The organism is Pseudomonas sp. C1C7, from assembly GCF_013359595.1.
GTDB lineage: Bacteria > Pseudomonadota > Gammaproteobacteria > Pseudomonadales > Pseudomonadaceae > Aquipseudomonas.
This window is the reverse complement of sequence record NZ_JABFMP010000019.1, coordinates 39,162-52,990: the sequence shown is the minus strand read 5'-3', so window position 1 is coordinate 52,990 and position 13,829 is coordinate 39,162. Positions and strand designations below refer to the sequence as shown.

Here is a 13,829-nt window from a genome sequence, read left to right as displayed (position 1 = left end):
TTTGTCTCGCGGTGTTTTTCGCGGGATGAACTTCGTCCAACTTTCAACTGCTAGGGTTCGTGAACCCTAGCAGATCTGTTAGTACCCGATTCTGAAAAAAAAGTATCTACTGCTCTTCATCGCCATTTATAGCGTAGGAGAACAGGTCATGCTCAGTACCCATCAGCAAATTGACGCACCGCTGGACGAACCCAAGGTTATCGGTGTGTTGGAAAATATTGACGGCGGCCAGTTCAATCTGCTGGCAACAAGTGCCTTGTCCAAGGACGTGAGAGTCGAGTTTCCTCAATGGCACAACTCAGAGCCGTCTGAGCAAAACCCAGAGTACCTTGAACTTGTGCTCAACGACGACAGTGTTGAGCGTAAACAATTCACCTCTCATCCCATTCCCTCATCCGATTTGTATATCAACCTTCCGTCAGACAGCCTTCGCGAAGGCTCTAATTTTCTTTTGTATAAGGTGACCAGTTACACGGGCGATGAGTATGGGTCAGATTCCTATAGAATGACGGTGGATTTAACCCCGCCTGAGCTGGCCTTTAATGATGAGCCTCTGATTGACCCGGCGATTATCCAGGACGGCCTCACTGAACAATACCTCATCGATCACGACGGGACTTTGCAAGTTAACATCCCTGCCCACATTGAGCCAGAGCCCGGGAATAGGGTCATAATGAAATACTTGAACGTCAATAATGGAGAGTACAAGGAACTCGTTAAGGTGCTCGATCGGGATAATCAATATGATCCCACCAAGTTCGAGCTCGCGGAAGCGTTAATCCGCGAAATGGGCGATGGTCCACATACCATCAGTTATGAAGTTGAAGATAGAGCCGGTAATCCGTCCAAAACCTCCAAGGAGGTAGAGTTTCTGGTCGCGGTTATACGCCCTCCGCGCGTTACTCCGCACCCTTGGGTCGTACAGGCTGAGGGCAGTCCCTCCCAATATGCCGATCTGAATCCGGACAAAACAGTAAGCGGTGCAACCGGACAAATACCCGAAGAAGCCAACTATTATGACGATGACAGGGTCGTATTCCAGTTTGGCGAACGTGATGCACTTGGGTCTATCTCACTGCCTGTTCCGTGGGGCGTTAAAGAAGTGAAAATCCCCGCCCCCAATATCGCCGCTTATTTTGGCAAAAGTGTGCCGGTTTACTATGAACTGACCTTGCCGGATGCCACGGAAAAAAAATCCGAAGGTCTGACGCTTGCGATCGGTAACTTTGCGGCCACTAAATTTCCCGTGCCACAACTTCAGTCTCCGTTCAGCGACCCTGTGTCAAAAGCATCGATACCCAGTACAGGTTTGCCTGTCCATCAAAGAAATTGGGTGTACATCAGCGTCATGTCGCTGGTAACGATCACGGTTTCTGGCAGGGATACACAAGGTCAATCCGTAAGTCGTATCGTTCTGGACAAGCATCAGGTTACACAGGCGCAAGTGACCGATGGCGTACGTGTCAACTTACCTAAAGATTTCATCACATCCCTCGCAATCAATAGCAGATTTACGGTCGAGACCAAGGTCAGTTTCAATGGCGGCGAGCGATGGACAACATTCATTCATTTGAAGCCCAATTTACTGGCTTGACTGTGACAGGCGAGGGGGCGTTATTGATAGGTAATGGTGAAACTCAGCGCCCCCTCAGCCCTACCCGGGCCAATCTGGCCAACGTTGTCGATCTGGTAGAAACGCGCGGTGAAATCGAGGGTTTTATCCCGGCCATCTTCAATGGCGCCGAATGACACGTCAGCCCCCAGCGGCACTGGCGTGACTCCATCGCCGCGCATTATTTGCATGCCTACGCCGCGCGCGGTCGATCCGCTGCTGAGGCTAAACACACCTTGACTGCCATCACCCACCGGCAACGACCCATTGGCACCGTCCAGGCGAATGTGAGCATTGGCCTGGTTGGCGTTTGTCGGGTCTGCCTCACAGCTGGACAAGGTGATGGTGAACGCAGCTGGGGAAGTGCTGAAGCCCGGATGCGTGAAATCCGATACCTGCCAAGTCCCGAGCGGCACCGGATCGACGCTCACGGGGTTGGCGCCGACAGCGCACTGGGACTGAATGACGGTCGCATTCAAGTTGTACCCGAAGCCTCTACCGATGTCGGAAAAATGCCCATCGAACATATGCCGGTTCACGATCTGCGGACCGGGCGCGATAGGTCCGGTTTTAATCAGCGTCACCTGGCTTCTGAGCCTTGACAGGTTGAACGGTACGATCAGCCGCTGATCCAACACCGCATCGAAAGGCACGATGGGAGAGCCACCGATGGGCTTGAACGCATTGCCCGCTCCGTTGAATCCGGACTCAAGTGTGATGCGGGCACCGACGCCGGGTACATTGGTCGCAAAAATCTTGTCGGTGCTGCGTTCACCGTTTATGGAACCCTGGAACCTGCGATCAAACGGGGCCACATTTCGGGCACTGAAATTCAGCGTCACGCCAGTTCCATCGTTGGTGCACGTAATGGCAGGTCCTGACGAGTTACTGAAAACAAATTGGTCGACCACGCCGATGACACTGCCCACACTCGCATCCCGAGGCACGTAAACGGAGCCCAGATTGGCTTGATAGTTAATGGGGCCGGCTACTGTATCCCACCGACAGGTATTGGCAAGGGCCTGCTGAGCGAATTGGCAGCCTGCCAGCACGCTGATCATGCTGAACACGTGTCGCTTTGTTCGTTTCATTACGGATTATCCCGAGATAAAGCGGCGTCGGTCGACACCGCCTGAAGGAGAGTGGGTTATTGGCAGATCGATGGGTGCAGGCGATATCCCTGGGACAACTTCATGCCCTTCGGATCGATTGACATGCTGCACTGTTGGCCAGCGTGCTCACCCCATGCAACGGAGAGCGTCTGAGGATTTTCATGGGTGCTGAGCAAGGCTTGGCCGCCCTGGCCGACCACGGCGATGACTTCGCCTTGTGCGTCTTTGACCTGGGCGCCAAAAGGCAGCGGCTGCCCCTTGTACGAACCGGTGATCACCACCCGTGTAACGGTTCGAGCGGCGAATGAATGCTTGACTAGCGCACCGCGCCGGGGCACGACTTGAGCCGTGCCATTGTCCAGTTCAATTTCCGGCCCCAATTCATCGGTATTGAGCTCTATCTGATTGATCCGGTAGGGACGCAGGTAAGGCACCAGGGCGTAACCCCGCTCATTGGTGCGTACTCCCGGCGTACTGACTACGCCGATATCCTTGACCCCCGGCACTTCGATCAGGCCGGCGGTTTCCCCCAGGTAAGGACCGAATTGGACCCCATCGTCGTGCAGCAGGATGGCACCCGCCGCGTTCAGCGAAAGATTGCGGTAGGCATTGCCGTAGTTCAGCCCCGCGCCAACGTTGCCGACGGTCGTTTGATAACTCATCGACAGTTCGGCTGACTGCTGTTGCCCGTCTTCGTTGACGATGCCCGCGCGATAACCCAGGCGATTCTCATCCATGCTGCCGGTCACGCTGGCGCGCTGGCTGAACGTCGATCCGGTTTTCTGCATGTCCAGGCTCGCGGAACTGTTGTGACCGAAATCCAGCGGGAACGAAATGCTCAGCCCTACTTGTCGATCGCTCGATTGCTGGCGGGTACGCAGCGATTGGCCGGCGTACAGGCTGTAATTGATGCCTTGATGGCGTGTGTTGAAATTGAATTGATACTGACGAAGCTGGTCATTGGTGCGCCAGAAATCTTCCTGCGAGAGCGTCAAGGTCAGCGAGCTCTGCTGGCCGACGCCCTGGTAGACCGATGCCTCCAGGCGACTGCGCCGGCTGCCTCTGTAGGTCGAGTCCAGGCTGCGCTCGCGAACGGCTTCATCGAAATCCCGATAGCCTTCGGTGGAATAACGGTAACCGGCAAAACGCAGACTGGTACGCGAATCGAAGGTCTTGCCGTACTTGATCGCATAGCTCATGCCCTGCACGGTGCCTGCATTCTGCACATCGATATCGGCACTGGACCGGGTGACGTCCAGCGCGAATGCGCCGATTGCACCGAGGTCTTTCGCCGCGCCCAGATTGGTTGCCTGGTAGTAGTCGCTGGCTTGCAGCCCCCCGTACAAGGTCATGCCCGCACCGACACCCGCGGCCAGCGTTCCTTGCCACAGCAACGGGTCGTCAAGGCTGTTCGTCGCGTTATAACGGCCGATGGCGACGTTATATTTCCACGTGTTTTCCCGTAGCAGATTGCCAAGCGAAGCGTAAGGCTGGCTGAAGCGACGGACCTGGCCGTCCGCCTCGGTAATGATGATCTCCAGCTCGCCACTGCCACCGCCGGTGTTTAAATCGTCGATTTCAAACGGCCCCGCGCTGACGTAGGTGGAGTAGATCGGAAAACCGCTTTGGCGCACTTCCACACGCGCCCGGCTGAATGCCACGCCCCGAACGATGGGTGAATAATTCTGCAGGACATCGGGCAGCATGCCGGAATCGGAATTGAGCATCACACCCTTGAGCGCAACGCTTTTGAACACATCGCCGCCGTTGAAGGCTTCGCCCACTGTCAGGTTGGCGTTCATGCCTGGCAAGTCGCGCTGTGCGTAGGTATAGGCACGTGTCCAGGAGCGCTCGCCTTCGCTGCCTTGACGCCCGCTCTGGTTGGTGCGCAAACGCCACGGTCCCAGATTGACGCCCCCGTTCAAGAGTAAATCCTGGCTGTCGTTGTTCCCGCCGTAACGGCTATCGCCTTGTTGCGCCGACACCTGATAGTTGAGGAAGGCTGCGTTGATGCCATAGTCCCAGCGTTGTGGGTCGACATAGCCGATTACGTTGCGACGCATGGCAATTTGCGGCACCGAGAGCGCCAGTTCCAGCTGCCCGGCGTCGAACTCGGCGTGGGCCCCGGGAATCACGCGTGTCAGGTCCAGGCATTCGTTTTTGAGCAGTTCAGGTTCGGCCACGCCGGCGATATTCACCCCGAATTGATCGAGCAGGGCGCTTGTCAGGCAGGGGATGAGCGACCCCGCGTCACCCTGGATGAACGCTATGTCGTGCACACCCACGTACTGCTGGTTGAGCCGGATCTGCACGTTATAGCGTCCTGGCCCCAGGCCTTGCTCATGGGTCAACGACTGCAGCGCCAGATGGCCGGCGTCGGCAAGCTGGCCTGGTCCCTGGTGCATGAAGCCCGGCATGAACACTGCCTGCGTTTGCGCCAGCACTTGCCCGGCTTCGATCAGCACGCCACTGCTGCCGACGAATACGTAATGAGCCAGACGCAAGCGAGCGCGCACGCGCCGGCCTCCTGAAGATCGGATCATGGTCTTGTTTCCTGACAGTGCGGGCTACGGAATCAGCGGCCCTGCCGCAGGGGCAAGGTGATAGGCGTAGTAATGCCGCCGTAGTCGTTGATGGTGGTAAATGACACCTTCGCGTCAGCGCCGGCTTTGAGGTCGCCCAAGGAATAGATCTCGCGGCTCAGGGGAGCAGCCATGGCGGGATTGTCGATGCGTTTCGATCGACCGCCGTCAGTCACTTCCAGTCGCTGGAAGGTGTAGTGGAACGGGGTAGGGTTATTGACCACCAGGCTCGATTTTCCGCCTGCGGACTGCAACGACCATTGCAGTTCTGCGAGTCGCTCACCTGGATTGCCCTTCAACTCGGCCGGGCGATAGAAGAACTTGATGCGGGTGCGGATGGCGATGTTCAAGACATTGGTCAGATCCGTTTCAACCTGCGGAATCTCTTGGGCATTGAAGTAAAACAATGACTCGCGATCTTTCGGCAGGGTGTTCGGCAGACCATTGATTTGCACCTGCTGCTCTTTGCCCGGGTTGATTCGGAACAACGGTGGCGATGCCACGAAGGGTACGACAGTGGTCGTATCGTCGGCGCTGGTGTTGACCCAGGATTGCACGGCGAAGACTTTGTCGCTGGGGTTGGCAATGACCAGTGAAACGCTGCGTTTATCACTGTCGAACACCACGCGTGTCGCGTTAAGTGTCAGGGAGGCGTGGCTGAGCGAGGCTTGGGATAACAGTGCCACGGCGCACATCAGCGCGCCCGCGGCACGGGGCTTGTTCTTGAACGATTCAAACATGGGTGATCTCAGATCGTGCTGATGTTTCGCGGGAGCGCTAACGATGTACTTGAGTGCACGACCGCATGGTCATGCACTCAACAACCCGGGATTACGGATAAGTGGCGACGAAGTTGATGTTGGCGACGACTGGGCCCGGGGTCACCGTGGTACTGATCGAACGATATTTGGCGTGGAAGACCATCCGGGTTTCACCGGTTTCATTCAACGGATAAGGAATCGACGGCGTACCGTTGTCGATAGCGCCATTGTTGCGGTCCTTGAGGGTCAGGGCGACACCGCCGGCACCGCCGGTCTGGATCGCATAGTATTTGCCACCGGTACCGGCATTGCCGTGGGTACTGGTGAACGTGACTGTTGCGGTATCGCTTGGGCCGAAGCCACAGGCTGCACCGTCTTTCACGCGCAATGCGAACTCGCGGCCACCGACTTCAGTATCGGCCACGCCACCAAAGTCGACGGCGGCGACGTTACCCAGATTGATCGGCCCTGGGGCGCCTGTGACTGGATCGACAGGATCGATCGGGCAGGTATTGGCATTGATGGTGCCAATAAAGTTGATTTGTCCGGTACTGGTCGCGGCGAACGCCGACGTGCCCGCCATGGCGGCCATCAGTCCCAGGGAAACGGCGAGTAGAGATTTTTTCATCTATTCGAATCCTTGAAGTTGGAGAGTGTGGGTGCGACGAAAATCGATCGACCGGCATGACGCTGTGCGGTCATCGTGTCGCGGGCCGGATTCTAGGGAGGGGCAGGGCGAGGGGATATGAGAGAACTCTCAATGAAAGGGTGCGATCAATGGAGTTTGTTAAATAAAGTTTCTTGCGTGGAAAAGCCAGGCAACTTGAGGAAGTTGCCTGGCTTTCGTCAGGTGTTACGTTCCTAGTGCCCCGGGTTTGTGCCAACCCTGCCTGAAGTGATTCCACTCTTGACCATCCAGGACGATGTTCTTCTGCAGGGCGTCGGTGTCGCGTTGGAGCAGTTGATCTCGCTTGGAAAGGGATGGAGACTCATGTATTGCGCTAGAAAGTGGCTGCGGCATTTGGGGTACGTCAGCAACCGTTTGTGGCCCAGGCATGACACCACTTATTCCCTGAGATGGGTTGACCTCAGGAATTGTCTCGAGAGTTGCCATTCTAGAGAATGAAGGCATTTCGATAGATTCGACTTTTGCCAGGTCTTTAGCATGTTCAGCTGCTTTGACCCTAGTCGCTTTGGAAATGTTAGGCCGCTCGCCAGCGGGGACAGAGAACATGTCTCTCCAGACTCGCCCTTTTGGCATCTCTGGTGGTACTCGCTGTTTTAAAGTCCAATTTGGCGATGGAGCCGTAGGAATCGCCACATTCGGTAGCACGATCAAATCAATTCCCATCGCGGTCCAACCCAGCGCCTCATTCCAGTTTTCATCCTTCACGAACATCCGCGCGACCTCAATACCTCCGGACAAGATTGTTGCGCCCCACGTCACAACATTTACCGCCATATTGATGGCCTGCGCCGTGGCCTGGATGCCCACGACCTTCAGAGCAGAGATCAACGGCGCGGGATTGAACGTAAAGATTGAAGCCACAATCCCCAGGAAAATGGTCGCCCCGGAGATGGCTCCACCCACAGCGAAGTTGAATGCCATGTTGTCGATGATTCTCCCCTGCCGCTGGTGCCCGGTCGGATCGGTGAAAGCGATCGGATTACCACTACAGTACATATACCAATTAAGCCCCCCTGGTCCGAAGGGGCTCATGGAGTCGGGAGTATGGAAGCGCCGCAGGCTCGGGTTGTAGGCTCGATATCCATTGCCAAGCAGATACCAGCCTGTTGTTTTTTCAGCGACCTCGCCATTGAATGCCAGCAAACTGCGCAACTGGGTGTCGTCACTGCGTTCACCATAAGGGGTGTAGACGGTGCTGCGCACATCGCTGCCTTGGTTTTCGGCGAGCACCGAGCCCTTGCCATCGGTCAACAACAACAGGGTTTCGTCGTTGTCAGCGGGTGTCTGTTGTCCCAGGGGTTGCCCCCGATGATAGAGAACCTGTACGTGACGATCATCCTTGAGGGTATCGCTGACCCGCGTGCCTTGATAGAAGCGCAACGTCTGTGTCTCACCTTCAGCCTTGACCGACTGCAAATGGTTGTGTGGGTCATAACGGTACGCCGTGAGCGATTGCCCCGCCGGTGTCTTGACGGACAGCAGGCGCCCTTGGCTGTCATAGCTCAGCTGTCGACCCAATTCATCTTGTTGTTGATTGCCGTCGGCATCGTAGGTGAAATCAGTTTTCAAACCTTGATAATCAGGATGGCTACAGAGTCGAAGAGTCAATCAACAAGACCGAAAGTAAAAAACCAACCGATCACCGCAGAACCCAAGGGTAGATCAGCAAAGCCGAAAGAGACCCCGGGCGAAAAAAGGAACCGAATCAGAAAAGAGCAAGGGCATTATCAATGGGAACAATCGTAATAACAAAATAACCTGGATTAATACGGTCATGTGCTAACCATTCAACCCACTAACCCGCGCAAACTCCACCAACCCACCGCCATGGCCAAGTCCCAACTTGTCCATGGCGGTACGCTTCTGTCTACTGATCGTCTTCTCACTGCGGTTAAGCTGGGCGGCAATCTGCCTTCCCGACAGCCCTTGAACGAACAATCGCACCACCTCCAGCTCCCGCTCCGAAAGACCTGCGGTTGATTCTGACACAGCCAATGATTGCTCTTTCAGCATCCTGGCAAAGGCAGCGCACAGGTATTGGCGCCCGTTGAGTACGCTTGAAACCGCGCGTTTCAAATCACCTAAAGGGCTGCGCTTGTAGAAAAGTCCATTCACACCCGTGTTCAACAACTTCTGCAACAAAGGCGGGTTGTGCAACATGGTCATCACGATCAGGGGGCAATCAGCGAAGTGCCGTTTCACATATCCCATTAAGGCCAGACCATCAGGAAAGCGGCCATCAGGCATCGAATAGTCACTGATAATCAGGTCGCAGGAAGTGCGCTCCAGGTGATGGATCAGTTCGTCAGCGCTTTGAGCTTTGGCGATGATCGAAAACTCAGTGCCAGACAACAGCATTTCGATGCCGGTCAGCACCACAGGATGATCGTCCGCCAGAATGATACGCAGCGCTTTGTCAGGCGGGTGCCCATGGGATACTGGCGTATCGGCACAGGCACTGTCGCGGGATAGATCAAGGGAAGCGGGGGTTGTATCCAGGTTCATCTAGAGTCTCAACGGGGTCGAATGGCGCGCCGACCGCCGCACAGACGTCAGTCAGATCGCTTGGATCAAGCCTTGTTCGCGAGCAAACTTGCCAGCGAGATAGCGCGAACTCACGCCGAATTTTCGGCGGATATTATTAAAGTGATAATTCACATTGGCCACGCTGCAGCCCACGATCATGGCGATTTCCCATGAAGACTTGCCGGCCTCACTCCATTGCAAAAACTCCTTTTCCCGATTCGTGAGCTTGATCGGCTGTGGTTGGCTGCTTTCCCTGGTCTGAATGACCCGGGGATTGGATGATCGACCGAAAACACTAACGGATTGGTACATGGCGGAACTCCCATTCATCATCATTGACGGCGTGGGCACGGGGGAATCTTCCTACTGCTTGATGGCATGGTTCGCACGGCCGTCCTTCAGGCACCCGGTGCAGGGCTGAAGAACGATTTTCTTATATCGCTATTTCACGACCTTGGAACCTGTCACAAATTACAGGTAGCGGACTTTAATCAGCCTTCGGGGATGTGGCTGTCAGCTAAAGCGCGTCAGTCCGTAGGACTTATCTCTGAGTTTTCATGTCCCACGGCGCCGCACTAAACTTTTGATTCACTGAGTGATTTGTCCCAGCGGTCCAGCGCATTTGATGAAGGTCGCTGGTTTCGCAAATACATGAAATGTCGTTTTCCGTTGATGGCTGGGTGAGTTGCCATCCGTCGGTTCGCAGCGCCGTGCTGGCGCGTTTGTTGATTTGAGTTAGGGTTGAGGCAGGGAACCCGCGCAACAGGAGAACACATGCGCTATTCAGCTTTGACCCAACGCATTGCCGGAGAAGGCGCCGCGGCGTGGAGAATTCATGATCGAGCGCTTGAAATGCGCGAACAGGGTGTCGATGTGCTTCTGCTGTCGATCGGCGACCCTGACTTCGATACGCCTCATCCCGTCGTGCTTGCCGCCATCGACAGCTTGATGGCCGGTGACACTCACTATCCGCCTGTGCGCGGCACTCAAGGGCTGCGCGACAGCATCGCCCGTCGTCATTACCAGCGCAGCGGCCAAGACGTGTCGGCCGAGCACGTGGTGGTGTTTCCCGGGGCGCAATGCGCGGTGTATTCGGTTGCGCAATGCCTGCTCGATCCGGGCGATGAGGTGATTGTCGCCGAACCGATGTATGTCACCTATGAAGGCGTGTTCGGTGCCATCGGCGCCAGGGTCGTGCCGGTGGCGGTGCGTCCGGAAAACGGTTTTCGAGTGGACCCGGCGGACATCGCCATGCTGATTACCCCGAAAACCCGGGCTATCGTGCTCAACAGTCCGAACAATCCGTCCGGCGCCAGCCTGTCGCTGATGATCTGGCAGGAGATTGCGTCCCTGTGCATCCGCTACGACTTGTGGTTGATCAGCGACGAGGTCTACAGCGACCTGTTGTATGAGGGCCGGCACATCAGCCCGGCGAGCCTGCCGGGCATGGCCGAGCGCACGGCGACGATCAACAGCCTGTCCAAATCCCACGCCATGAGCGGCTGGCGGGTGGGGTGGTCGATCGGTCCGAAGCGCCTGGCCGATCATCTGGAGCATTTGTCTATGTGCATGCTGTTCGGCATTCCCGAATTCATCCAGAACGCCTCGCAGTTGGCGCTGGATGAGCACCTGCCTGAAGTGGCGACAATGCGCGAGGAATATCGCCTGCGTCGGGATCTGGTGTGTACCGCCCTCAATCACTGTTCCGGCCTGCGGGCGATCCGGCCGGATGGCGGGATGTTCGTGATGGTCGATGTGCGCCAGACCGGGCTCACCGCCCAGCATTTTGCTGAACGCCTGCTGGAAGGTTACGGCGTGTCGGTGCTGGCGGGGGAGGCATTCGGGCCGAGTGCGGCGGGGCATATTCGCATCGGTTTGGTGGTCGATCAGCCGCGCCTGGCGGATGCCTGCCGGCGGATTGTGCTGTGTGCGACCGACATGCTCGAGGCGCGGCGAGCCTGAAGTAATCGCGACGCCTGTTCTGACGCCATCGCGAGCAGGCTCGCTCCCACATTAGATCTGTGGCGTTCACAAAATCCTTGTGAGGGCGAGTCCGCTAGCGATTGAGTCTGCTGTTGTGATCGACACAGAACCCTGTGGGAGCGGGCTTGCCCGCGATGGCTGACTGACAGGCAACGATTGACTCAGGCTTTCCACGCCCTTCCATTCACCAGATTCGCCGGTCGCTCACCCGCCAGCGCCGCCAACAGGTTCTCCACCGCACACCTGGCCATCGCCTCCCGCGTCTCATGGGTCGCCGAGCCGATGTGCGGCGTCGCCACCACGTTATCCAACTGCAACAACGGTGAATCGGGATTCAACGGTTCTCGCTCGAACACATCCAGCCCCGCCGCGCGAATCTGCTCGCTGCGTAAAGCCTCGATCAGGGCCTTTTCGTCGACCACCTTGCCCCGTGAAATGTTGATGAAGATCGTCTCGGGACGCATCTGTGCAAATTGCTGCGCCCCAATCAATCCTTCGGTTTCAGCGGTCAACGGCAAGGTCAGGCAAACGAAATCCGCTTCCTGCAACAGCTGCGGCAAGCTGCGGTATTGCGCACCGAACCGCTGCTCCACCGCCGGTTTTGGCGAGTGACTGTGATAGATCACCGGCATGCCAAAACCGAAATGCCCGCGCTGGGCCAAGGCTTCACCTATACGGCCCATGCCGATGATGCCCAAGGTCTTGCCATGCACATCGGTGCCAAAATGCGCGGAGCCGATGTTGCGCTGCCAAAGGCCTGCACGAACGATGTTGGCCAGTTCCACCACACGCCGGGCGGTGGCCAGGATCAGGGCGAAGCCGGTGTCGGCGGTGGTTTCGGTGAGCACGTCCGGGGTGTTGGTGAGCAGGATGCCTCGCTCGGTGAGGTAGTCGATGTCGTAGTTGTCGACACCCACCGAGACGCTGGCGATGGCTTGAAGGTTCGGCGCCAGATCGAGCAGTTCGGCGTCCAGCTTCAGGCTGGCGCCGAGCAGACCGTGGGCGCGGGGCAGGGCGGCACGCAGTTTGGCGATGCCCTGTGCATCGAGGCTGTCGATCAGCGTCACCTCGGCCTGTTCCTCAAGACGGGTCATCAGTGTCGGCGAGAGTTTCTTGTACAACACAACCTGCTTTTTCATCGTGGGGTCTCTACTTCAATTCAGGAATGGACGGGGCGAGTCACGGCAACCGGGGGCCGCTCCCGGTCACTGGCGCCGGGCTTGAGGAAAATCGTCAGCACCACCGAGAACATCAGTGCGCCGCTCATCAGCAGGTACGACGCGCCGGGCGAACCGGTGGCGCTGTTCAGATAGCCGACCAGATAGGAACCGCCAAACGAGCCGAGCGCGCCCATGCTGTTGATCAGGGCCATGGCGCCACCGGCGACATTGGCCGGGAGAATTTCCGGGATGATCGCGAAGAACGGCCCGTAGGGCGCATACATGCAGGCGCCGGCAATCACCAGCAGGGTGTAGGACCACCAGAAGTGTTCAGCGCCCAGGGCGTAGGAGCCGTAGAACGCGATGGATGCAATCAGCAGCGGCGGCCAGACGAAGCGTTTGCGTTTTTGCAGTTTGTCCGAGCCCCAGGACACCAGCAGCATGCCGATCACTGCGGCCAGATACGGCAGCGCCGAGAGCCAGCCGGCTTCGATCATGTCCATTTGCGCACCGGCCTTGAGGATCGACGGCAGCCACAGGACGAAGCCGTAGACACCAATGCTCCAGCAGAAAAATTGCAGTGCCAGGATGATGACTTTTGGCGAACGGAAGGCTTCGGCGTAGTTCTTCACCGCCTTGATCCCGACCTGTTCGGCGGCCAGGGCGCTTTCCAGATCCTGTTTTTCCTGGTCATTGAGCCACTTGGCCTGGGCCGGACGATCATCCGCCAGCCGCCACCAGATGAATGCCCAGAGCACCGCCGGCAAGCCTTCTATGATGAACATCCAGCGCCAGCTGAAATGCTGCACCAGGTACCCCGACACCACCGACATCCACAGCATCGTCACCGGGTTGCCAAGGATCAGGAAGGTGTTGGCCCGTGAGCGTTCGGCACGGGTGAACCAGTGGCACAGGTAGATCAGCATCGCCGGCATCACGGCGGCCTCGACCACGCCGAGCATGAAGCGGATGACGATCAGCCAGTAGGCGTTGGAGACGATCCCGGTCAGCGTCGCCAGGCCGCCCCAGAGGATCAGGCTGACGAAAATCAGCTTCTTCACGCTGTGCTTTTGCGCGTAGATCGCGCCGGGCACCTGGAAGAAAAAGTACCCAAGAAAGAACAGCGCGCCGAGCATCGATGACAGGCCGGGGGTGATCATCAGGTCGGCGGCCATGCCGGACGCGGCGGCGAAACCATAGTTGGCGCGATCCAGATACGCCAGGCTGTAGGTGATGAACACGATGGGCATGATGTACCACCAACGGCGGGTGGCGAGGGTTGCGGTTTTCATCGGTGGTGCTCCTGAGCTTGTTGTTTTTGTCGCAGCAGGTAACGGTTCCAGATCTTCATTGCTTGTGCGGGCCTCATCGCGGGCAAGCCCGCTCCCACAGGGCTCGGTGGTAT

The 13,829-nt window shown here is 57.3% G+C and carries 11 protein-coding genes; 2 read left to right on the top strand and 9 right to left on the bottom strand.

Annotation, left to right across the window (positions count from 1 at the left end; all coding sequences use genetic code 11):
- Positions 1-148: 148 nt before the first annotated feature.
- Positions 149-1,594 carry a hypothetical protein gene (locus HNO86_RS16915; protein WP_175378085.1) on the top strand — a complete coding sequence of 482 codons (1,446 nt, stop codon included), beginning with the start codon at positions 149-151 and terminating at the stop codon, positions 1,592-1,594.
- A gap of 20 nt (positions 1,595-1,614) precedes the next feature.
- On the opposite strand, the gene HNO86_RS16910 is transcribed toward HNO86_RS16915, so the two are convergent.
- From HNO86_RS16910 to HNO86_RS16880, 7 genes are all read right to left on the bottom strand, one after another.
- Entirely contained in the window at positions 1,615-2,673 is a 1,059-nt protein-coding gene (locus tag HNO86_RS16910; protein WP_175378084.1) for a fimbrial protein, read from the bottom strand.
- Between the two features lie 86 nt (positions 2,674-2,759).
- Positions 2,760-5,267 carry a fimbria/pilus outer membrane usher protein gene (locus HNO86_RS16905; RefSeq protein ID WP_175378083.1) on the bottom strand — a complete coding sequence of 836 codons (2,508 nt, stop codon included), beginning with the start codon at positions 5,265-5,267 and terminating at the stop codon, positions 2,760-2,762.
- 32 nt (positions 5,268-5,299) lie between these two features.
- On the bottom strand, positions 5,300-6,046 hold the full coding sequence (locus tag HNO86_RS16900; RefSeq protein ID WP_175378082.1) for a molecular chaperone: 747 nt from the start codon (positions 6,044-6,046) through the stop codon (positions 5,300-5,302).
- 91 nt (positions 6,047-6,137) lie between these two features.
- Complete coding sequence (locus HNO86_RS16895; RefSeq protein WP_175378081.1) at positions 6,138-6,695, bottom strand: fimbrial protein; 558 nt, start codon at positions 6,693-6,695, stop codon at positions 6,138-6,140.
- 225 nt (positions 6,696-6,920) lie between these two features.
- A complete protein-coding gene (locus HNO86_RS16890; protein WP_175378080.1) occupies positions 6,921-8,363 on the bottom strand; it encodes an RHS repeat-associated core domain-containing protein in 1,443 nt (480 codons plus the stop codon).
- Positions 8,364-8,534: 171 nt separating this feature from the next.
- Positions 8,535-9,260 carry a response regulator transcription factor gene (locus tag HNO86_RS16885; protein WP_175378079.1) on the bottom strand — a complete coding sequence of 242 codons (726 nt, stop codon included), beginning with the start codon at positions 9,258-9,260 and terminating at the stop codon, positions 8,535-8,537.
- A 51-nt stretch (positions 9,261-9,311) separates the two neighbouring features.
- A complete protein-coding gene (locus HNO86_RS16880; protein WP_175378078.1) occupies positions 9,312-9,593 on the bottom strand; it encodes a helix-turn-helix domain-containing protein in 282 nt (93 codons plus the stop codon).
- A 462-nt stretch (positions 9,594-10,055) separates the two neighbouring features.
- Here HNO86_RS16880 and HNO86_RS16875 point away from each other — a divergent pair, with 462 nt between their 5' ends.
- Positions 10,056-11,243 carry a pyridoxal phosphate-dependent aminotransferase gene (locus tag HNO86_RS16875; RefSeq protein WP_175378077.1) on the top strand — a complete coding sequence of 396 codons (1,188 nt, stop codon included), beginning with the start codon at positions 10,056-10,058 and terminating at the stop codon, positions 11,241-11,243.
- A 182-nt stretch (positions 11,244-11,425) separates the two neighbouring features.
- Here HNO86_RS16875 and HNO86_RS16870 read toward each other — a convergent pair whose 3' ends face one another.
- Positions 11,426-12,403: a D-glycerate dehydrogenase gene (locus HNO86_RS16870; protein ID WP_175378076.1), complete on the bottom strand. Its 978-nt coding sequence runs from the start codon at positions 12,401-12,403 to the stop codon at positions 11,426-11,428.
- A 20-nt stretch (positions 12,404-12,423) separates the two neighbouring features.
- Positions 12,424-13,716 (bottom strand): MFS transporter, encoded by a 1,293-nt coding sequence (locus HNO86_RS16865; protein ID WP_175378075.1) that lies wholly within the window; start codon positions 13,714-13,716, stop codon positions 12,424-12,426.
- Positions 13,717-13,829: the final 113 nt, after the last annotated feature.